The organism is Nostoc sp. (assembly GCF_036917465.1).
Lineage (GTDB): Bacteria > Cyanobacteriota > Cyanobacteriia > Cyanobacteriales > Nostocaceae > Nostoc.
Map to the genome: position 1 here is coordinate 68,630 of NZ_JBALDL010000096.1, position 21,998 is coordinate 90,627.

20 protein-coding genes are annotated in these 21,998 nt (G+C 42.0%); 13 read left to right on the forward strand and 7 right to left on the reverse strand.

Going from position 1 to position 21,998, the window contains the following annotated elements:
* Nucleotides 1–139: 139 nt before the first annotated feature.
* The 3 genes from V7K38_RS26165 to V7K38_RS26175 all read left to right on the forward strand — a co-directional run bounded on the left by V7K38_RS26165 (nt 140) and on the right by V7K38_RS26175 (nt 4,318).
* The gene (locus V7K38_RS26165) at nt 140–2,407 is read left to right on the forward strand and encodes a M48 family metalloprotease (RefSeq protein WP_334862114.1); all 2,268 of its coding nucleotides are present in this window, start codon (nt 140–142) and stop codon (nt 2,405–2,407) included.
* 649 nt (nt 2,408–3,056) lie between these two features.
* On the forward strand, nt 3,057–3,575 hold the full coding sequence (locus V7K38_RS26170; RefSeq protein WP_334862116.1) for an RNA recognition motif domain-containing protein: 519 nt from the start codon (nt 3,057–3,059) through the stop codon (nt 3,573–3,575).
* A 302-nt stretch (nt 3,576–3,877) separates the two neighbouring features.
* Nucleotides 3,878–4,318, forward strand: a complete 441-nt coding sequence (locus tag V7K38_RS26175) for a SufE family protein (protein WP_334862118.1) — start codon at nt 3,878–3,880, stop codon at nt 4,316–4,318.
* Nucleotides 4,319–4,338: 20 nt separating this feature from the next.
* On the opposite strand, the gene V7K38_RS26180 is transcribed toward V7K38_RS26175, so the two are convergent.
* Nucleotides 4,339–4,509, reverse strand: coding sequence for a hypothetical protein (locus tag V7K38_RS26180; RefSeq protein WP_334862120.1), 171 nt, complete (start codon nt 4,507–4,509; stop codon nt 4,339–4,341).
* A gap of 84 nt (nt 4,510–4,593) precedes the next feature.
* Here V7K38_RS26180 and V7K38_RS26185 point away from each other — a divergent pair, with 84 nt between their 5' ends.
* On the forward strand, nt 4,594–5,499 hold the full coding sequence (locus V7K38_RS26185; RefSeq protein ID WP_334862122.1) for an alpha/beta fold hydrolase: 906 nt from the start codon (nt 4,594–4,596) through the stop codon (nt 5,497–5,499).
* Nucleotides 5,500–5,558: 59 nt separating this feature from the next.
* On the opposite strand, the gene V7K38_RS26190 is transcribed toward V7K38_RS26185, so the two are convergent.
* Nucleotides 5,559–6,503 carry an all3515 family Zur-repressed PEP-CTERM protein gene (locus V7K38_RS26190; protein WP_334862124.1) on the reverse strand — a complete coding sequence of 315 codons (945 nt, stop codon included), beginning with the start codon at nt 6,501–6,503 and terminating at the stop codon, nt 5,559–5,561.
* Between the two features lie 297 nt (nt 6,504–6,800).
* Here V7K38_RS26190 and V7K38_RS26195 point away from each other — a divergent pair, with 297 nt between their 5' ends.
* From V7K38_RS26195 to V7K38_RS26210, 4 genes are all read left to right on the forward strand, one after another.
* Nucleotides 6,801–7,772, forward strand: coding sequence for a CobW family GTP-binding protein (locus V7K38_RS26195; RefSeq protein WP_334862126.1), 972 nt, complete (start codon nt 6,801–6,803; stop codon nt 7,770–7,772).
* A gap of 71 nt (nt 7,773–7,843) precedes the next feature.
* Nucleotides 7,844–8,905, forward strand: coding sequence for a WD40 repeat domain-containing protein (locus V7K38_RS26200; protein WP_334862127.1), 1,062 nt, complete (start codon nt 7,844–7,846; stop codon nt 8,903–8,905).
* A gap of 57 nt (nt 8,906–8,962) precedes the next feature.
* On the forward strand, nt 8,963–9,235 hold the full coding sequence (locus V7K38_RS26205; RefSeq protein WP_334862129.1) for a hypothetical protein: 273 nt from the start codon (nt 8,963–8,965) through the stop codon (nt 9,233–9,235).
* Nucleotides 9,236–9,898: 663 nt separating this feature from the next.
* Nucleotides 9,899–11,503 carry an NAD(P)H-quinone oxidoreductase subunit N gene (locus V7K38_RS26210; RefSeq protein ID WP_334862131.1) on the forward strand — a complete coding sequence of 535 codons (1,605 nt, stop codon included), beginning with the start codon at nt 9,899–9,901 and terminating at the stop codon, nt 11,501–11,503.
* A 145-nt stretch (nt 11,504–11,648) separates the two neighbouring features.
* On the opposite strand, the gene V7K38_RS26215 is transcribed toward V7K38_RS26210, so the two are convergent.
* Nucleotides 11,649–13,019, reverse strand: a complete 1,371-nt coding sequence (locus tag V7K38_RS26215) for an ATP-binding protein (protein ID WP_334862133.1) — start codon at nt 13,017–13,019, stop codon at nt 11,649–11,651.
* Nucleotides 13,020–13,103: 84 nt separating this feature from the next.
* Nucleotides 13,104–13,646 (reverse strand): methanogen output domain 1-containing protein, encoded by a 543-nt coding sequence (locus tag V7K38_RS26220; protein ID WP_334862135.1) that lies wholly within the window; start codon nt 13,644–13,646, stop codon nt 13,104–13,106.
* A 1,154-nt stretch (nt 13,647–14,800) separates the two neighbouring features.
* Here V7K38_RS26220 and V7K38_RS26225 point away from each other — a divergent pair.
* The 5 genes from V7K38_RS26225 (at nt 14,801) to V7K38_RS26245 (ending at nt 19,405) form a co-directional block, all read left to right on the forward strand.
* Nucleotides 14,801–15,784 carry an alpha-ketoacid dehydrogenase subunit beta gene (locus tag V7K38_RS26225; protein WP_334862137.1) on the forward strand — a complete coding sequence of 328 codons (984 nt, stop codon included), beginning with the start codon at nt 14,801–14,803 and terminating at the stop codon, nt 15,782–15,784.
* A gap of 171 nt (nt 15,785–15,955) precedes the next feature.
* Nucleotides 15,956–17,374 (forward strand): protein translocase subunit SecD, encoded by a 1,419-nt coding sequence (secD, locus tag V7K38_RS26230; RefSeq protein ID WP_334862228.1) that lies wholly within the window; start codon nt 15,956–15,958, stop codon nt 17,372–17,374.
* Entirely contained in the window at nt 17,371–18,348 is a 978-nt protein-coding gene (secF, locus tag V7K38_RS26235; RefSeq protein WP_334862139.1) for a protein translocase subunit SecF, read from the forward strand. The genes secD and secF overlap by 4 nt, the downstream gene beginning before the upstream one ends.
* A gap of 72 nt (nt 18,349–18,420) precedes the next feature.
* The gene (locus V7K38_RS26240; RefSeq protein WP_334862141.1) at nt 18,421–18,834 is read left to right on the forward strand and encodes a hypothetical protein; all 414 of its coding nucleotides are present in this window, start codon (nt 18,421–18,423) and stop codon (nt 18,832–18,834) included.
* 100 nt (nt 18,835–18,934) lie between these two features.
* The gene (locus V7K38_RS26245) at nt 18,935–19,405 is read left to right on the forward strand and encodes a GNAT family N-acetyltransferase (RefSeq protein WP_334862143.1); all 471 of its coding nucleotides are present in this window, start codon (nt 18,935–18,937) and stop codon (nt 19,403–19,405) included.
* Here V7K38_RS26245 and V7K38_RS26250 read toward each other — a convergent pair.
* The 3 genes from V7K38_RS26250 to prmC form a co-directional block, all read right to left on the reverse strand.
* Nucleotides 19,368–20,306, reverse strand: coding sequence for a sensor histidine kinase (locus tag V7K38_RS26250; protein WP_334862145.1), 939 nt, complete (start codon nt 20,304–20,306; stop codon nt 19,368–19,370). The genes V7K38_RS26245 and V7K38_RS26250 overlap by 38 nt on opposite strands.
* Before the next feature lie 98 nt (nt 20,307–20,404).
* A complete protein-coding gene (locus V7K38_RS26255) occupies nt 20,405–21,013 on the reverse strand; it encodes an L-threonylcarbamoyladenylate synthase (RefSeq protein WP_334862147.1) in 609 nt (202 codons plus the stop codon).
* Nucleotides 21,014–21,084: 71 nt separating this feature from the next.
* On the reverse strand, nt 21,085–21,993 hold the full coding sequence (gene prmC / locus V7K38_RS26260; RefSeq protein ID WP_442940804.1) for a peptide chain release factor N(5)-glutamine methyltransferase: 909 nt from the start codon (nt 21,991–21,993) through the stop codon (nt 21,085–21,087).
* Between the last annotated feature and the right edge of the window lie 5 nt (nt 21,994–21,998).

Below are 21,998 nucleotides of genomic sequence, written 5' to 3' on the forward strand. Positions count from 1 at the left end.
CTCCTGACTCCTGGATTCTTTCTCGATCAATTCACTTAGACAAGCAAAACTTGGGCGCGGTTGATTTCCACGGCATCCGAGGTTCGCGCTTTTGCCCAAACGTGGATCACTTAGAAGAGATTGGAGTGCCAGAATTTGTATGCCTTCACATGCCAAATCATCTTTGGAGGCTGGTTTAGTTGCCCTCAAGCAAGGAAATTACCAAACAGCGATCGCTCAACTTGAACCTATTGCTAACAGCCAAAGCAATGGTACTGCTAGCTTACAAGCCCAGGTTGGTTTAGTGATGGCTTATGCTCGCACTGGCGAAGTTTCCCAAGCGATCGCTATTTCCCAGAATCTCATTGAGAGTAACAATCCGCAAGTTCAAGAGTGGGCAACACGCGCTCTCGAACACCTGACAAAGCGCAAGAAACGCGATCGAGAATCAAAAAATGTCGAAACTGGATTTGTTGCTTTTGAGAATTCAACCCCAGATTCTCCATCAGTTACCCCCCCGGTAACTCCTACATTAGAGGAAAAGCCAGAAGTTCAAGTAATAGAAACCAAGAGTGATGACATCCCGGCGATGGTACCACTACCTAAGCTCAAAGCTACAGTAGCGACACCATTACCACCACCGACTGCACCTCTAAACGGTTTCATGGGTTCCGTAACCCGCACCCAAGCTAAATTATTCGGCGTTATTTATTGGCGACAAGCACAACGCGCCAAAGCATGGCAACCCCTACGTAAGCCGAAATTAATTCCCTTACGCTTGTTGACAGCAGGAACATTCATTGCCCTATTTTGGGTGATGCGAGAAATCCTCAAGTTCGCAATGGGATTCATCAACCTGACTTTAGTCAAACTACCTTATCTGGAGCCATTGCAGCTTTTATACAGTAACCCTACTAAATTGTTGCTAACGGTATTGGTGATTTTGCTCGGAGTATCACCTTGGTTGCTGGATTTGCTACTGGCGAAGTTGTATGGTCAGCGAGAATTTTCCAAAGATGTATTGAATGCCCATAGCCGCGAAGCTGTGCGGGTGCTACAACGTTGTTGTCAACAGCGCCACTGGCCATTACCCAAACTGCGGATATTGCCAATGGCTGCACCAATTATCCTGACTTACGGTAGTTTACCACGTAATGCCAGGATTGTTGTGAGTCAAGGGCTATTAGAGCAACTGGCAGATGATGAAATCGCTATTATTTACGCCACGCAGCTAGGGCATATTGCTCACTGGGATTTTGCTGTCATGTCTTTGTTGCTGCTGGTGACACTACCAATTCATAAGCTATATCAGCAGATATCCGAGTTAGGAGACAAAATATCAGGGAAAGTTTGGCGCTGGCCAGTGACAATTGTGGCTAGTCTTGTTTATGGACTTTGGGGTTTGCTAACTGGGACTGGATTATGGTTATCGCGGTTGCGGCTTTATTATAGCGATCGCGTCGCATCTGAAATCACCGGTAATCCCAACGCCTTGATTCGCGCTTTACTAAAAATTTCCATTGGCATTGCAGCAGATATCCAAAAAGAAGAACAGACCAGTTGGCAACTAGAAAACCTAAATCTCCTGATACCAGTTAGCCATCAGCAGAGCCTTTCTTTAGGCACTATTGCCAGCAATTTATCTTTTGAATCATTTTTGAAGTGGGATACTGCTAATCCCTATCGCCAATGGTTTACGATTAATAATAGTCATCCACTGATGGGCGATCGCATCGAACGCCTCTGCCAAATCGCCCATCACTGGCATCTAGACACCGAACTACATTTTGCTAGCGTTCCATCAAGGGTGAAGCGTCAGTCTTTCTTATTACAAATCGCTCCCTGGTTGGGAATTCCTCTAGGGCTTCTGTTTGCAGCTTTGGTCTGGCTAACTTGGCAACTAGCATTTGCACTCAAGTTTTTGAATCTAAAGTGGATATATGAAGATTGGTCTTTCATTACAGGCTGCCTTCTAATTGGCTTTAGCGTCGGTACAGTGATGCGGATTAATTCTTTTTTCCCCGATATCAAATCCCCCACCGTACAAACTGACGACTACCTACCGAACTTATTAGCTGACCCTTCTGCCTTACCCATTGATAGCGTTAGCGTGCGTCTTGTGGGTAAATTATTAGGTCGTCAAGGCACTAGCAACTCCCTAGCGCAAGATTTAATCCTCCAATCCAGCGCAGGTTTGGTGAAATTACACCACATTTCTTGGCTAGGACAGTCAGTGAATCACCAGGATCTAATCGGTCGCCAAATTATCGTCACAGGTTGGTTCCGGCGAGGAGCAACACCTTGGATCGATATCCAAACCCTAGAAACTCAAAGTGGTAAAACCATTCATAGCCCTCATCCCATCTGGTCTACTTTTTTGGCAGTTGCAGCACAGGCTTTGGGCGCATACGTTTTTCTTACTGGTTAATTATTGGGAATTGGGAATTGGTTATTTGCAAGGGACAAAGGACAATGGACAACTGACAAATCAGAATGTAAACAAAAGTTGCAGGTTTTCTTTAAAGATGTTACATTTATTTACACAAACTATAGCAGCCAAAATAACTCAGCACTACAGCTTAGTTATTAATTCGGATGCTTTCCCCCCTCCATACCTTTTTATCCTCCCAACACAGCAGGAAATCAACCAGCCACAGGCTGGTTTTTGTTTCAAAAGATACTCCCTTGAATAAAAAAATGTGTTTTATGTTACGATGCAGTAATACTAACGTTAGAAATGTATGCGCTAAACTAGCTACGTAGAAAATACCGTGGTAATGTAAGGAATGGTATTTGATTCTGCGAAAAAGGCATGGAAGAAAGCGTGTATTTTAGCAGGCAATAGGCTATTAAATTTACAATTCTTAGAATTAAGGTGTTATTAGCTCACCATAGTGTGGGCTTTCGGATTAAACAAGCTTGATCCCGACGAAAAACTGTATTGTTGTATAAGTTGACAGTTTCGAGCAAAAAATTGGTTGATGGCAGTCTTGGTCAATAGCATCTATTTAAAAGTCCAAAGCCAAGTAATTGTTTTCTTGCCTTGCCATGTTCATTTAACTCTGGAGGTATAGTTCATGTCCGTTCGCCTATATATAGGTAATTTGCCTAAAGAAGAAATCGATCGTCAAGATTTGCAAGCAGTTTTTGCAGCAGAAGGTGAAGCTGTAACTACTAAATTAATTAAAGACCGCAAAACTGGCAAATGCCGTGGTTTTGGTTTTCTTACCGTCAACAATGACGAACAAGCTGACGAAATCATTGAAAAATATAATGGTCAGATGTTTAAAGACACTGCCATTAAGCTAGAAAAGGCATTGCCTCGGACAAAGGGTGAAGAGGGCGGCGACGAACAAGCTCCTAAACCAGTTAATCTGGCTGGTAGTACGCCGGCTCCTACCATTAATAGAGAAGGTAGAGAAGCTAGCCGTCGGGAAAAAAGCTCTAAGAAGCCTCGCCGTGGCGGTGGTGGCGGTGGTTCTCGTGAAAACAGCACAACAACAACTACCGATTCAGACGCTATTCGTCCAGATCCTCGTTGGGCTTCGGAATTAGAAAAGCTGAAGCAAATGCTAGCTGCACAAACTACGAATTAATCCTTAAGGAAGAGAAATTAAAAATTAAAAGTCAGAATTTTTCTTGATTTTTAATTTTTAATTGTTGGCTATCACCTAGCTGCTTAGTTAACGTCTATTTGCAGCTATTTTTGTAAGTAAAAATATACTGATACAAAGCAATTTTTATAAAATTGTTGTTCAAGGTTGCTTATAAAAAAATTAAGTTTTTACGATTGGGTGCATATAATACCTAACTGAATATGAATGCGATGCCTACGGCGGGCATCGCCAAGCAAGATAATCTACACTCAAGGTAAGACCGATCGTTTTCAGCTTCTGTTATGTCCTCAACTCTAGATTCTTTGCCACCTGCGCTTGCTAAAATTGTCCAGCGCTTCCAACGCGCTTCCGAACCTAAGCGGCGCTACGAACAGCTAATCTGGTATGCTCAGAAGCTCAATGAGTTCCCAGAAGCTGAGAAATTGCCCGAAAATAAAGTTCCTGGTTGCGTGTCTCAAGTTTATATCACAGCAACCTTGGATGATGGTAAGGTTGTGTTTCAGGGCGAGTCTGATTCTCAGTTAACCAAAGGTTTAGTAGGGCTGCTAGTTGAAGGATTGCAGGGACTAACGTCAACTGAGATTGTCCAACTTACCCCAGATTTTATTCAAGAGACAGGCTTAAACGTTAGTCTGACACCTTCCCGCGCTAATGGATTTTACAACATTTTTAAAACCATGCAAAAAAAAGCGTTGGAATGTAAGTTAGATTTGCCTAGCTAAACTTGGTTATTAGTCATTGGTCATTGGTTATTGGGCATTGGGCATTGCAATACAGTTAAGTTAAGCATCTCTTTCTTCTCTCTGCGTTCTCTACACCTTGGCGGTAATGCCTCCGGCACGCTCCGCGAACGTTCAAAAATTGACTTTGGAACCAGAGTTTTAGCCTTAACTGAACCGTATATGTTGGGCATTGGTAATTCGTCATTGCTAGGTTACAACTCACAAAGGACAAAGGACAAATGACAAATAACGTATAACTACCAAAATTTAGTGTTATGTCAACAAATTTATTATCTAAGTCTGCTGCTACTGGCTTTGGTGGAGTAGTTCAAGAATATCTCTGGAATTGGGAAAATCAGCAATTGCGCGTTGTTTATGAAACCCTTGGTAAAGGTTCACCGCTCTTGCTACTACCATCTTTCAGCAGTGTTTCAACCCGTTCGGAAGTAGGCGAACTTGCTAAATTACTAGCTGCCAATTTTCAAGTTGTAGCTATAGATTGGCCTGGATTTGGTGAATCTTCTCGCCCTGGTTTGAATTATCGACCGGAAATATATCAGCAATTTCTGGAAGATTTTGTCAAATCTATTTTTAATACTCCCATTACTGCGATCGCGGCTGGTCATGCTGCTAGTTACGTTTTACAATTATCTGTGAAGCAGGCTGCTATCTCAAAAATTGTATTGTTAGCTCCTACTTGGCGTGGCCCTTTACCGACAATGGGGGCAAGTCAGCAAATAGCTGGCATGGTGAGAGAATTGGTGCGATCGCCTATACTTGGTCAAGCTCTCTACAAACTCAACACTGTCCCATCTTTACTAAGTTTTATGTACCGCCGCCATGTTTTTACTGACGCGGCTAAAATTACACCCAGTTTCATCGATAAAAAGTGGCAAACAACTCAACAACCGGGAGCGCGATTTGCATCTGCTGCTTTTGTAACTGGTAATCTTGATGCTGTACACGAACAGTCTGATTTTTTAGAACTTGTGCAGTCTTTAACCGTACCGCTCATGGTAGTAATAGGGGAATCTAGCCCCCCTAAATCACGAGAAGAAATGAACGCTTTGGTAGCCTTACCAGGAGTTAAAAGCGTTGTTATTCGGGGTTCTCTGGGACTGCATGAAGAATACCCAGCAGTTGTTTTAGAAGCAGTTCAAGATTTTTTGTTATCTTCATAAAATTAAATCCTCGCACCAAGACGCAAAAAATCATTTTGTCCCTTGGTGCGAGATTAAGATTAGTTCAAGCTACTGCGAGTAAGTTTTTGCAAACGAGAAACAGAAAGCGCCAGTAAACCGACTATACCAAGGGCAGGGATAGTTGATGACTCAGGCACTGTCTTCACTTCAAAATCAAAACTGAAAGTACCAGAATCCTTAAAGGGAATGGGGTTAGTGCCATTGCCTAAATCCACAAGTTTGAATGATGCAGAATAAGTTCCCAGTGGTGCAGTAGCATCAGTCCAAAAGGTAGGGGTAAAGGAAAAATTATCACCACTACCAATTGTGTAGATATCGCCGACTGACTTGACAATATCAACGCCTGCTGAATCGCCAATATTCAATCCACTGCTAATTGAAGCTAATTGTAAACCAATATTTGCACCCTGTAGGGAGGATCGCCAACGACCATTAGAGCTATTGAACAGATACTGGTTGTCTAATTCTTTTGAAGTTTCTAAAGACGCTAAAGGTTCTATCGTCAGATTGCTATATTCCTTATCTGTTGCGGTACTAATCAAGCGACCACTATAAAACCCTGTGCCAGGTAATAATGTTAGTGGCGGTTGTGCTGAGTAAGATTCAGGAATTCGGTTATTTGTATTGGTTGAGTTAATGCTTGGGTTATCTAACGACCCTGAGTAGCTATAAGCACCAATGCCGTGGAAATGGCTAGATTCAGGTTGGTCTTCATTTCTGTGTGCAAAGAGAAAGGTCAAACGATTGTAGTTGGGGTTCTCTAAACCTGCGTATGTCCCTGTAGAAATAACTTCTAAACTATCTAACCCGGTATAAAAGCTACTTTCATCTGAATGATTATGAGTATCATCTGCTAGTGCAGGGGCTATTGCAGTAGATACAACCAACGGTGCAACGACCAAAAAATTGACTGCAATAGACGCAGATGCTTGCACCGTCTGAGTTAATTGCTTTTTCAAGCAGGTAATGTTTCTTGAAACCACCAGGCTTCTCCATCAAAGGATAATTTATTTATCTGTGATAATGATTATCACTATAGTTATGAGATTGTCAAGGTACTAACCTGCGACTTCCGGCAGAGTGTAGGCTTGTATGGAATATTTCCAACTGATAAATATTTATTACTTATTACAGATGCAGAAAAATAAAATGTCTCTAGATTAAATTATGTGATGATTTTGCTGAAAGCCAAAATAACAGCAAGTTCGCACAAAAATATAAAAAGATTTATGATATGTGATAATGATTATCCATAAGGTAAGACAAGGGGAATTTAGAGTATGGTGGCTGACGTAATCAACAATTCAGTTCCCGTTACTGTTCTTACAGGCTATTTGGGAGCAGGTAAAACGACTCTACTCAATCACATCCTCACCTACGAACACGGCAAAAAAGTTGCTGTGATTGTCAATGAATTTGGGGAAGTGGGTATTGATAATCAATTGATTATCGATGCCGATGAAGAAATATTTGAAATGAACAATGGCTGTATCTGTTGTACAGTGCGCGGCGACTTAATTCGCATCATTGGCAATTTGATGAAGCGGCGCGATAAATTTGACCATTTGGTAATTGAAACAACTGGATTAGCCGATCCTGCACCAGTGATTCAGACATTTTTTGTGGATGAAGATTTGCAAAGCCAATTGTCTTTAGATGCAGTGGTTACAGTGGTAGATGCGAAGCATATTTGGCAGCACTGGGATGCAGACGAAGCCCAAGAACAGATTGCTTTTGCCGATGTAATTTTACTTAATAAAACAGATTTAGTCGCGCCAGAAGAGTTGGATGAATTAGAAAAACGGATTCGGGCGATGAATGCGATCGCAAAAATCTACCGTACCCAAAATTCTGAGCTAGGAATGGATGCTTTATTAGGTGTAAAAGCCTTTGATTTAGACCGCGCATTAGAAATTGATCCAGATTTCTTAGGCGAAGATACCCACGTACACGATGAAAGCGTCTTTTCTGTAGCTTTAGTAGAAGCAGGTGCAGTCGATGGAGAAAAATTAAACGCTTGGCTTTCGGAGTTACTGCGTACCCAAGGGACAGATATTTTTCGGATGAAAGGAATTTTAAATATTGCTGGAGAAGATAATCGATTTGTATTCCAAGGAGTACACATGATATTTGATGGCAAACCCGATCGCCCCTGGAAACCAAGCGAAACCCCCAAAAACGAACTAGTCTTCATCGGCCGCAACCTTGATGCAGCCAAACTCAAGCAAGATTTCCTCGCCTGTCTAGTATAAAAAGCAAGTTAGGAGTTACGAGTCAAAAATTCAAAACTCCTAACTTCTAACTTCTAACTCCTGTAGAAAATATGAACTCCACAACCAGCAAATCTAAGGAATTTGAACAACATTATTCGGGGACACTTTCAGATTATGTAACTGCGATCGCTTGGTCGCCACAAGGTCAAACTTTAGCAGCAACTTCTGCCGCCGGGGAAGTCGTTCTATGGAATAATGGCGAACTCACAACCTTACAAACTGGTAACGGTAAATCAGTAGACTGTCTGGCATTTTCCCCAGATGGAAAATTTTTAGCCGTTGGCGGACAAGATGGACAGGTGAAAATTTGGCGCGATACTGAATTAATCGCCACGCTGGAAAATGCCCCCGCATGGGTTGACAAGCTAGCTTGGAATTACACTAGTAACCAACTGGCTTTTAGTTTGGGGCGTTATGTCCAAGTTTGGGATGCAGATACTCGTGAAATTGTCGTGACGCTGAATTTTGAAAATTCTTCAGTATTAGGTATAGATTGGCGGATTGACGGACAATACTTAGCCATTAATGGTTACAAGGGAGTCAAGATTTGGCACAGTCAAAACTGGGATGAAGAACCATACAACCTAGATATGACTACTGTCAGCGTAGCGATCGCTTGGTCGCCTGATGGTAAATTCCTTGCTTCTGGCAACATGGATCGTAGTATCACCGTTTTGGAATGGAACAATCCCGACCCTTGGGTAATGCGTGGCTTCCCTGGTAAAATTCGCCAATTAGCATGGTCAGAAGCTACCACCAAAGTGGGTGCGCCAATACTGGCATCTTCTAGCGTTGAAGGGATTGTGGTGTGGGAAAAACTAGAGGATGATACTTTAGGCTGGGAAGCACGAGTATTAACAAATCATGTGGGTGTGATTAATGCGATCGCCTTTGCACCCAAAAGCTTCCTTCTCGCTTCTGCTGCTGCTGATGGCTGGTTATGTTTGTGGAACAAAGCCAAGGAAGTATCACAAATTATTACAGGTGTTTCAGGAGGTTTTTCTAGCCTAGCTTGGCATCCCCAGGGTAAATTACTAGCCGCAGGTGGTGAGCAAGGGGAATTAATTATTTGGTCAAAGGTTTTGCGGGGTCAAGGATTCGGGCGCAGCTAAAAGTTGAAGTTCGGCAATTTATTGGTTATTCTGTATCACCAAAGGTTTGTGTAAATTATGAACATAGTCAAACTGGTTTTACTGGCTTTTTCTACACTCCTGGTATCCATTTTGCTGGTAGTTAACCCAGCAAATGCATCCAGCCTAAAATATGTAGATGCTACACACATTATTACCGTAGTATCTACACAACAAATTCCTGAACCGACAATACTGAACTTGATTCAAACATCCAATCCGATTAGCGATGGAGTTGGTTGCAATTGTGCAAACTGCGTTCAGTCTAAATTTCAGTCGTTACAAGGTAAGCTGCCATCAGTAGATTTTTAAGAAAGTTAGAAGTTATGAATCTTGTAGGGGCACAGCATTGCTGTGTCCTTATTAATTATTAATGAGCTTTTTGTAGATAGCGATCGCAACCGAGGCATCATTATTTAATAGGACTTACGCAAAATCATGATAAAACGAACCGCAAAGGACGCAAAGGACACAAAGGAATAAGAGTTTTAGAGGGTTCTTGCTTCAGGAGGCAGGAGATGGTTCGCGCAGCGTGTCGTAGACATAGACAAGGCAGCTATGCTGGAGGAACCCAGGTTTAAAAACGTGAGATTGATCTTGGACGCTTTATACCGCACTTCTCTACGAGACGCTCCGCGAACGTGCCGCTACGCTAACGCGCTGCGCGTCTCGGTATAATTCAATATTAAACTGAGCTTTAGACTCAGCAACTTTAGTTTTAATATTTTTAACCTCCTACCTTTCTTTGTAAGTCCTGTTTAATTAAGGTCACGCCTTGAAAAACAAGTAGGAAAATTTTTAGGTTAATTCGTAGATACTGGGAAACCTGCTGGTAAGCTAGTGAAGTTGGTGCAATCGCAATCTGCACCCAAGCTGTTAAGCTCTTGTTCAAACAGCTAGTCTGGGGATTAGAAAACTTGCTAGAGTGAACGTAGAGTTAGCCTTAATGTCTAATCGCCAAAACCTATACATCTCATGGATTTTGCTAATATTGCATCCCAGCTAAACGCTGGAACGATTTTACCAGAGGGGATTGTTATTCTCACCCTCTTGGGGGTTTTGATTGTTGATTTGATTTTGGGGCGTACATCTGCACGCTGGATTGGATATCTAGCGATCGCAGGTTTATTTGCTTCCATTCTCGCCCTATATTTTCAATGGGACTCTCCTAATCCCATCTCTTTTACCGGTGGCTTTAATGGTGATGACCTGAGTATCGTCTTTCGCGGCATCATTGCCTTGTCTGCGATCGCTACTATACTGATGTCAATTCGCTACGTCGAGCAAAGCGGTACTCCTTTAGCTGAATTCATCGCCATTTTGCTGAGTGCTACTTTAGGAGGGATGTTTTTATCCGGGGCTAGTGAGTTGGTGATGATTTTCATCTCCCTAGAAACCCTGAGTATTTCCTCTTATTTGTTGACAGGTTATACCAAGCGCGATCCTCGCTCCAATGAAGCGGCGCTGAAATACTTGTTAATTGGAGCTTCCAGTACGGCAGTATTTTTGTACGGTGTATCACTGCTGTATGGGCTATCTGGAGGACAAACTGAATTAAGTGCGATCGCTAATGGCATTGCCACAGCGAAAGTCGGTCAATCTTTAGGTTTAGTGATTGCCCTAGTTTTTGCGATCGCAGGTATTGGTTTCAAAATATCCGCCGCACCCTTCCACCAGTGGACACCAGACGTTTACGAAGGCGCTCCCACCCCAGTCATCGCCTTTTTATCTGTCGGTTCCAAAGCAGCTGGGTTTGCCCTAGCTATCCGCTTGCTGACAACAGCCTTCCCTCTGGTTGCAGACGAGTGGAGATTTGTCTTCACTGCTCTAGCCGTTCTCAGCATGATTTTGGGTAACGTAGTCGCCCTAGCCCAAACCAGCATGAAACGAATGCTAGCTTATTCATCCATTGCCCAAGCTGGGTTTGTGATGATTGGCTTGATTGCTGGGACACAAGCCGGGTATGCCAGTATGATATTTTACCTACTGGTTTACTTGTTCATGAACCTGTGCGGCTTTACCTGCATCATCCTGTTCTCACTGCGGACAGGGACCGACCAGATTGCCGAATACTCCGGCTTATATCAAAAAGACCCACTCTTAACACTCGGTTTGAGTATTGCCCTGCTTTCCTTGGGTGGTATTCCACCATTAGCTGGGTTTTTTGGCAAGATTTACTTATTCTGGGCAGGTTGGCAAGCAGGACTTTATTGGTTAGTCTTACTGGGCTTAGTTACCAGCGTTGTCTCCATCTACTACTACATTCGCGTAGTTAAGATGATGGTAGTCAAAGAACCCCATGAAATGTCCGACGCAGTAAAAAATTATCCCCAAGTGCGTTGGGATTTACCTGGGCTAAGACCTTTGCAAGTAGGGTTGGTGGTAACATTAATTGCCACTTCTATAGCAGGGATTTTGTCAAATCCACTGTTTACATTGGCTAACAATTCCATCTCCAATACCCCATTTTTGCAAGCAACAATCAAAAGTAATGTAAAAACACAAAATCTAGTGCTTTTACCAAAGTTAGATTCGGTTAGTCAGTCTCAACCCTCAGTTGATTCTACTGCTAAGATTTAATCGAGTCTTAATACAACTTTGTACTCAAAGACACGCCTGTTTGCTAATTAGCAAACAGGCGTTCTCCGTATCTTTTAATACCAATTATGCTAGGAATTACAGAAATCAATTGTAGGGGCAATTGATTTCTGTAATTCCTAAAATTTTACGAGCCTGAATTAACAGGTATCTTAATAACAAATTCCGCACCTTTTCCTGGAACACAAAAACAGCTAAGTTGTCCGCCATGTTTTTCAACTATAATTTGATAGCTTACGGATAGCCCTAGTCCCGTGCCTTTACCCACGGGTTTAGTAGTGAAAAACGGATCGAATACCTTTGAGCGAACTTGTTCACTTATTCCCAAACCATTATCAGCAATACTAACCGTTACCCATTTGTCATCGATTACTTCAGTTTTGATTTGAATTTGGAGATTATTTCTTATCAGCTTTTGATTGTCAGTTATTTCTGAATTGCCTACCGAAGCTTCAAGTGCATCGATTGCATTAGCAAGTATATTCATAAACACTTGGTTTAGTTGACCGGGATAGCAAGTTACATTAGGTAGCTGACTATATTTTTTGATGACTTTTATTTCTGAGTAATCATGCCTAGCTTGGAGTCGATGCTCCAAAATCATTAAAGCACTATCAATTCCTTCGTGAATATTAACTTCCTTAAGTTCTGCTTCATTAAGTCTAGAAAAATTACGTAGTGATTTAACAATTTCCTGAATTCGTTCTGTTCCTACTTGCATTGACTGGAAGAGTTTAGTTATATCTTGAATCAAAAAATCTAAGTCTATTTCTTCTAGTTCCTGTTGGATTTCTGTAGATAAATTTGGACAAACTTGTTGATAAATTTGCACCAATTTCAGTAAATCATGAGTGTATTTATGGGCGTGGTGAAGGTTCCCATGAATAAAACTCACCGGGTTATTAATTTCATGAGCAATACCAGCGATCATCTGACCTAAACTAGACATTTTCTCAGCTTGGATAAGTTGAGTTTGGGTAAGTTGTAGTTCGTTTAGTGTTTCTTGTAAAGCGGTTGTACGTTCCTCAACCCGAATTTCTAACTCTTGATTAGCTTTCAAGAGCGCTTCCTCTGCCTGTTTACGTCTCTGGACTTCTTTTGCTAACTGATCGATTTTCTGGTTTAGGAGAACAAAATTACTGCTGGCTAAACTTCTATTTTCTAAGCGTAAGAGAATTAAAGCTGAAGATTCAGGAGACCAAGGTTGAATAACGGCTCCTTGACTACGACATATTAGCGTTTGTCCATCATTCTTTCGTAAAGTCAAGGAGCCAATCACCATTGCTCTGCTAGATGAACAAGCTTGCAGGTACTTTACAACATCTTCAGTAGACTGAGTTACAAGTTCAAAGAGCATTCTTCCCCGCAGCTCCTGACGACGTAACCCCAGCATATCTGCTAATGGTGGATTGGTCGCTAACAACTGACCCTCTCCACTTACCAAGAGCAAAGGTTCTGGTAAAACTCTGGCAAATTCAAGAAATTGTTCAGGAGTCATGGGGATTCCAATTTCAGGGTTCGATTCTAATTTACATATCTGCACTCAAGCTTGTACTATAGAGTTATTTTAGTAATGAAGAGTTTATACAGATTCTAATCCCTTAAAGTATTCTCGACCTTCTGCATCTTCTGCCTCTTCTGTAAGTTTTAAGTAAACAATAACTCTACATCCAGAAGCACCCTGTGCTATTGTCTCTTGCAATTCTACTTTCGCATAGCCCAGATTGTTAGCTGCGATCGTCCCAAATACGTTTGAAGTCATCATACACATGGCAGGGCGATTAAGCACTTTTTCCCCAAATGGGCAGACGCGATTGCCAAAGACAATTTTTTCATCATCCTGCTCGATAACATAAAAATCGCCTTGGATTCGTCTTTTTAAATCAATCAAGACATCAGTAACCTGGTTAGGGGAAAGATTTGAGACTTCCAGAGCAGATTTGTAATCTTGGTTGATCTGCGTAGCCATCCTTTCACCAACTACACTAATAAATCCAGAAGCTTCTTCTAAACCAACTACATCCTGCAAAGTACCAGACAATTCTCTGATTAATGTACGTAAAAATATATCGCGTTCTAAAGAAAGATTAAGCGTAGCTATTGGGTGATTAAGTACATTGGTCATAAATTTTGAGGACAGAATCTTGGAACTACAGTTATAGAGTTCCCCAAAATATCTATAAAGTAACTGCTTGATATCTTTATTTAGAAAATTTGTTGTTTACTTGTGTTTCTAATAAATTGTGATGGTCATCATAATCTCTGAACCTTGTCGTTGCAACAGTTCCCGGTTTGGCAAGGCTTTTTCTACCTTACATCTCGCGATCGCCTATGCATAGTTTAGCTTATTTGCTATCAGGACAAAACTTTGCTGTCTTTCCATAAATAAATTCTGTTGAACTAAAACCGTAGTTAATTATCAATTGTGAACCACAAATTATTCGATGACGATGATATTCAACTAAATTGACTAAATATTAATTTTAATAATTGATAAATTTTCTATTTCTTATTGTTTCCTATTGCTCTGCGATCGCAGTTAAGTAGCTTCTAATTTTTTGCAGACTGAGTTGATAAATTTATTCTCTGACAATCCTATAGTTCCCAAAAACTCTGATAACAGCAACATTCTCACAGCAAATTGCTTTATGCGACTACGGGAGCGATCGCTACAGCATAGACATCAACTACAAATCTAGACTTTCACTAGAATTGAAGATCGTCTTTAATGAAGGCTATCGCCACAAACGTCAACGACAAATCGTCACACCCTCTTTTCATGGAGAGCGAATGCAAGCCTATGGTTAGCTAATCTGTAATTCTTTTAAACAAATATTTAGTCAGTTACCACTAAATAAGCCCTTTTTAACTCGTAACCTAACAAAAGAGATATCTCTGGAAGTCATTTTCCAGGCTATCTTTGGCTTTTATGATTGGCAGAACTTAGGCAAAAACAGAAACTAGAACCTTAATTCTTAGTGAATTGGTGGGTTATGACTTCGCCTAAACCACTCTAGAAAAACCTAAAGTTAGGTTGGCATCTTTGAATTTAAATTATTTGATACTACCTCTCTAAGTTTTATTACATAAATAAATCAGTTGCATTTGCTAGAGGGTGAGGCGATCGCTCATAAAACCTCTAAAATCTAAATTAATATAGCTGCTCTATGCTTGGGCGATTCGTTTAAAAAACCAATCTCTAACTAGTGCGATCGCTCACCGTATTTGCGACAGCAGCACGATAAAATTCTAAAACCATAATCGTACTAAAAGGTCTAAATGGCAGAAACACTATTCTTCAACGCCTTACGGGAAGCCATTGATGAAGAAATGGCGCGAGACTCCAGCGTATTTGTTCTCGGTGAAGACGTAGGACACTACGGCGGTTCTTACAAAGTTACCAAAGACCTGTACCAAAAATATGGCGAACTTCGCATTCTAGACACCCCCATTGCTGAAAATAGCTTTACCGGCATGGCAGTAGGAGCAGCGATGACTGGGTTACGTCCCATCATCGAAGGCATGAATATGGGCTTTTTATTGCTCGCCTTCAACCAAATATCCAACAACGCTGGGATGCTGCGCTATACTTCCGGTGGTAACTTTAAAATTCCAATGGTAATTCGCGGCCCTGGGGGTGTAGGAAGGCAGCTAGGTGCAGAACATTCCCAGCGACTAGAAACCTACTTCCAAGCTGTGCCAGGGTTGAAGATTGTTGCCTGTTCCACACCAAGAAACGCCAAAGGACTACTAAAATCTGCTATCCGCGATGATAACCCCGTGTTGTTCTTTGAACACGTTTTGCTTTACAACTTGAAAGAAGATTTACCAGAAGAAGAATATTTACTACCTTTAGATAAAGCCGAAGTTGTGCGCGAAGGTAAAGATGTCACAATTATCACTTATTCTCGGATGCGGCATCATGTGCTGCAAGCGGTAAAAACACTTGAAAAACAAGGATATGATCCAGAAGTTATTGATTTAATATCCCTCAAACCATTAGATTTTGATACAATTGGTGCATCAGTACGTAAAACCCATAAAGTGATTGTAGTGGAAGAATCCATGCGAACTGCGGGTATCGGAGCAGAAGTCATCGCCTCAATAAACGATCGCTTATTCGATGAATTAGATGCGCCAGTACTACGGCTTTCTTCCCAAGATATCCCCACGCCTTACAACGGCAATCTAGAACGATTAACAATCATCCAGCCAGAGCAAATCGTGGAAGCTGTAGAAAAAATGGTGGCGTTGCGAGTCTAGGGATTGGGGACTGGAGGCTGGGGACTAGGGACTGGGGACTGGAGACTAGGAGAATAACTCATTCCCAATTCCCAATTCCCAATTCCCAATCCCCGATCCCTAGTACCCAATACTTACTCATAACTCCATAAAAGAGCGCTATTATAGCCTTTGTCAGTTGCGAGTTATGGTATGCAAAGACAGCGATCGCTATTAATTTTGATTTTAGTTATGATAATCGCCGCAATAACGGTGATTGCGACAATTCCGATACCCCTGGGACTGGACTTGCGGGGAGGTTCACAACTCACAATTCAGGTGAAACCATCACCAGAAATCCCCAAAATCACCGAACGCGAATTGGAAGGTGTAAAGAAAGTTGTCGAAGGTCGGATTAATGGTTTGGGTGTTTCTGAACCAGTAATCCAAACAGTCAGTTCCGATAAAATATTGGTACAATTGCCAGGTGTCAACGATCCAGAACAAGCCGAACGGGTACTAGGGGGGACAGCACAGTTAGAATTTCGTACCCAAAAGCCGAATACAGAAACTCAACTATTTGCTTTCCAAGCATCTAGAGCCGAATTGAAAGTCAAGCAAGAAGATTTGAGAAAGAGTACTGATAAAGCAGCAATTGCTAAGAATCAAGAAGATTTACAAAAAAATAATCAAGCGATCGCAGAATTGTTTGAAAGCACCAATCCACCGCTAGTTGGCAAATACCTCAAGGATGCTTATGGTGAACCCACTCAAGGTAACAACTGGCATGTTACCATTCGCTTCGACCAAAAGGGTGGTGAACTGTTTGCCAATTTGACGAAAAATCTTGCCGGTACTGGACGGAGCATTGGTGTTTTTCTGGATAATGAACTGATTAGCGCTCCTACCGTAGGTATAGAATTTGCCGCCGCCGGGATTAGTGGTGGCTCTGCCATAATTACAGGACGGTTTACCGCCCAACAAGCCAATGACTTAGGCGTGCAACTACGCGGTGGGGCATTACCCGTACCAGTAGAAATCGTTGAGAACCGTACCGTCGGGGCAACATTAGGTAAAGATAGTATTCAACGCAGTATTTACGCTGGGATTGGCGGATTGCTGTTAGTATTGGTTTTCATGTTAGTTTACTACCGACTACCAGGGTTAATTGCCGACTTTTCTTTGATTATCTATGCGCTATTGACCTATGCTACCTTCGCTTTGTTAGGCATTACATTAACTCTCCCCGGTATTGCTGGGTTTATCCTCAGTATCGGTATGGCAGTTGATGCTAACGTCTTGATTTTTGAGCGCACCCGTGAAGAACTACGTGCTGGTAAAACTTTATATCGTTCTGTAGAGTCAGGATTTTACCGAGCTTGGTCTAGTATTTTAGATAGTCATGTCACATCATTAATTTCTTGTGCAGCACTGTTTTGGTTAGGAGCAGGTTTAGTTAAAGGCTTTGCTTTGACATTGGCGCTAGGGTTAGGAGTGAATTTATTTACTGCCATTACTTGTAGTCGCACACTGCTATTTTTAACATTGGGATTTCCCAACTTGCGGAAGCCAGAGTTGTTTTGTCCCAATCTCTCAACGTCAATTAAGTCAGGTGCGGAGGTGCAGTCATGAAATTTAGTGTCATCAAACGTCGGAGCTTTTGGTGGACGATTTCTGCCGCCCTGATGATGATTAGCATCGTGGCGATGCTGATTTCTTGGCAACAACTAGGCGCACCGCTACGCCCTAGTTTAGATTTTATTGGTGGTACGCGACTACAATTTGAACGCGATTGTACGCAACCAGACAAATGCAGTCAACCGATTAATATCTCTGATGTCAGAGAAGTAGTTGACGCTGAAAAGTTAAATAATAGTAGCATCCAAGTTGTTGGTAAAAACCAACAAGGAATATCCGTTCGCACAAAGACATTAAATGTCGAGCAACGCACTCAGTTACAAACAGCTTTGAGTGAAAAACTTGGAGCCTTTGACCCAAAAGCTACTCAAATTGACACCGTTGGCCCAACACTTGGCCGTCAGCTATTTACCCAAGGTTTATTAGCTCTGGTTGTTTCCTTTGCTGGCATCGTCATTTATTTGAGTGTACGTTTCCAGCTAGACTATGCCGTAATCGCAATTCTTGCCTTGTTCCATGATGTTTTGATTACGCTGGGTGTTTTCTCCATCTTGGGATTAGTCGCAGGTATTGAAGTTGATAGCCTTTTTGTCGTGGCTATTTTGACTATTACTGGTTTCTCTGTGACAGATACCGTGGTCATCTACGATCGCATTCGAGAAATACTGAATCTACACCCTAACGATCATATTGACAAAGTTGTTGATGATGCAACCAATCAAACTTTAACCCGATCGATCAATACCACGTTAACCGTTTTGCTAACATTGTTTTCCCTGTTCCTATTTGGCGGCGAAACCCTGAGAAACTTCGCCCTTGCCTTAATTATTGGATTCACAATGGGTGCATATTCAAGTATCTTTATCGCCAGTACTCTCCTGGCTTGGTGGCGAGAGCGCAGGAGTGAATCCCAGATCGTGGGGAGCGCAGAGCCAATTGATACATCTGCTAGCTCTCAGGATAGTTAAACTTGTGGGCATTTTACAATTAGGTTAAAGCATTTTGAACTGCTCACTCATGCTTTGGAATTTTATTCCCATATGGATCAACCTGAAGAACCATCAATCACTGACCCAGAATTTGAGAACTCTGACGCATCCTTTATTCAACAAGTACAAAGGTTACACAAGCTGACAGTATATGGGCGGTGGCTGTTTGTCGGCTGTTTATGGCTCACCATTGCGCCTGTTAGTTTGTGGGGTTTACGTACAGAAATTTATCTGTGGCAACAATATTTTACCTGGGTAGCGGTGCGATATGGACTTTTCTACCATCCATTCGCTACCTTCGGTTTAGCCTTTTGTATTGGGATGACTGCCTCTGTTTTGGTTTGGCAAAGCCGGAATATCTTATTTGGACTACCACAGTCGGAAAAACAGCGTTTAGAAAAACAAGTTTATCGGATACGTCAACAAGGGCCAACTCATCCTCTATGGAAGTGGGTTTGTCAATAATTTATCTTTCTCGTTGCATATACAACATATACACGTACAGCCATTTGTAGCAAAAGATGACTTAAATATACAAAGATAGTGCCGAAAGTGGATGCCATACATGAATGAGTCTCGGATTCAATTTAGCGAGCGCAAGTCTGAAATTGATCTTTACCAACTCCAAGAACTGTTAAACGTTTCAACTTTCTGGGCAAAGGGACGCAGTGTTGAAGATTTAGGTATAGCCATTGCCAACAGTGAACCAGTGATTTCTGTGTGCGATCGCGATCAACTCATTGGCTTTGCTAGAGCAACATCTGATGGCATATATCGCGCCACAATTTGGGATGTTGTCATTCATCCAGAGTATCAAAGTAATGGGCTGGGAAGCAATTTAGTGAAAACTGTTTTGAGTCATCCCCGCATGAGGCGGGTTGAGCGCATTTACCTAATGACTACTCACCAGCAGGGATTTTATAAAAAGATTGGTTTCCAGCCTAACACCACCACTACGATGGTGTTAGACAACTTAGCTAACCTTACTTTTGCTCCTGCTACAGAAGTTCAGCTTCAGGAATCACTAGGGGGATAGAGATTTGTAGTCTGGTAATTTCCTCATGTTGTTTATTGGCAATGGTCGAAGGCAAGATTTCTAACTTTCCTCCCATAACTTCCATCAGAGTCTGATTAATTAATAGCCTCATTCCTGGGGAAAAAGCAGCCTTTTGGTCAATCTGGATCTGCTGCTGATCGGATTTGAGCAAATCAATCGGTTCGCTCCAAGACACAGCATGGGTTGGTATATCTAACCAAATGTTGACAAAATTATTTGTAGGCATGGTGCTACTGGAAATACAGATGCTGCCTTCCTCCATTTGAGTAATGGCAGTGTCTATTAAACTTATCAATATTTGGCGGAGCCAGAGATAATCTGTCAAAACATAAATTTCTGGATCGGCGGGTAACAATTGCAAGGGAAAATTGCGATTTGCCGCCAGCATATAAGTTAATTTATGAACCTCTTCCAAAATTTGGGCTAACGGTTGGGGCTGAAAATCTAATTTATTAGTACCGTGTTCCGTTTTAGCAACGGTGAGAATTTCATCCATCAGCTTGAGCAGCTTCAACGTTTGCTCGTAAGCTTGGGCAATAAATTCTCGTTCTTCAGCCGGATCTTCGCACAAATCTGACAAAATTAACTGATGTAAGCCAATCAAACCACTGAGGGGCGATCGCAATTCATGGGTAGTCCGCGCCAAAAAACCAGCCTTAAACTGGCTCATTTCCCTTGCCATCAGGTATGCTAACTGCGTTTGCTGTAGCTGTTGCGATATTGGTGGCATATCCTCTTGCTCTAATGGCGCTACAGGGAATGAGCTAGATGAAATGTTTGGCGATACCTGCTCTGGGCGTAGCCATCGCCCAAATAACCGACGAAAATTTATACCTAGTGCTAGTCCTGCTCCTAGATATATCCAGTTACTCCAATTCATAATTTGGCAATTATTAATTTATTAATTGATCACAGCAGCGCAAACTAAAGTTCCAGATTTCTCCGTTGTGAAAATCAGGAAAACAACATTATAGCTACCTATATTTGTTTATCAGTCGAAATATCTAACTTTATCGCGCCTTGCCGCAAAATCTGCCAATTTATGCCTGTCCATTTAGCAACGGTGGAAGGTACACCGATCGCTGCTATTTCACCCTGGCATTCTGTCATGGCTAGAGTTAAAGCTTGAGGAAACTGACTCTCAATTTCTGCCATCTTTTGTAAAGGCGGCTGACCAGAAAAATTGGCGCTCGTAGTCGCAAGCGGGCCTGTTTGCGCCAAAATAGTTTGAGCGATCGCACTGTTGGGAACTCGAATACCAATTGTGGTTGGATCGATAGGGTTCATGACTTTTGGCAATCGTTCACTTGCTGGCAAAACTAACGTCAGTCCTCCTGGCCAATATTTCTCAGCTAGTTCTTGCCAAACTTGATACTCATTCTCATTAGCCTTGACATACAGCCACAAATCTTCAGCACTAGCGGCCATCAAAATCAAAGGTTTATCCTGACTGCGTTGTTTCGCCGTAAAAATTAACCCGGCTTTTTCTGGTATCGTCGCAAGTGCGGGAACTGTATCTGTAGGAAAGCTCACTAAAAGACCAGACCGTGCGCCAGCTATTAGATTTGTTAAAGAAACTTGTGTCATTTTTATCGTAATTGGTATAGAGTATGGAGCATTTTTCCTATGTGCTATGCCCCCCCATACCCCATGCCCTCCTAACTTTTGTAGGCAAGGGCAAAGCGTTCAATTCCAGCTAAATCAGCGTGAATTTGAATCTTACAATAGCTTCCTTGATTTTGCAAAAGTTCTCGCACTGCATCCGCTTGCCCTGCCATCATCTCAATCAGCCATACGCCACCAGATTGCAAATAGCTGGGAGAAATTTCTATCAAATGTCGAATGCAATCTAAGCCATCATCACCACCATCCAAAGCTAGATGTGGTTCATGGTTAAATACTTCTGGTTGCAAAGTAGGTAAGGTGCTGGTGGGTATGTAAGGAGGATTCGACACCATGCCACTGAACTGACCTTTTAATAGTGTCAGTGGCTCCCACCAAGAACCTTGATAAAATTTAATCCGATCGGCAAAACCCAAATTATCGGCGTTGGTTTGGGCGATCGCCAAAGCTGCTAAACTGTAATCAACTGCATGAATTATCGCTTTTGGCAAGACATCTGCTAATCCTAGTGCAATCGCTCCACTCCCAGTACCCAAATCTGCCCAATCTCCTGAAGCATTACTAGCAGATACTAAAGCCAAATCAATTAAGTACTCTGTTTCTGGTCTGGGAATCAAAACTGCGCTTGACACCACGATTTGAAAGTTACGCCAAGGTGTCACTTTGGCAATGTACTGCACTGGGAAGCGATCGTTTAATCGTCTCTGCCATAACTGGTCTAACTCTTCTAGAGGCAATTGCAGCTGAATTTGCGGCCAGTCTTTAAAAGACTCCAAACGCAGTACCAAGCGGTCTAACCCAGCAACTTCTAAGAGTAGCCAATCTACCTCCATTGTTGGCACATCAGTGGCGATCGCTGCTTCAATAGCTCCATTTCGCCACTGCCAAAGTTGTAAACCAGAAACTATCAGATGCTTCTCACCCATGTCAACCTTGGAGTACATTAACC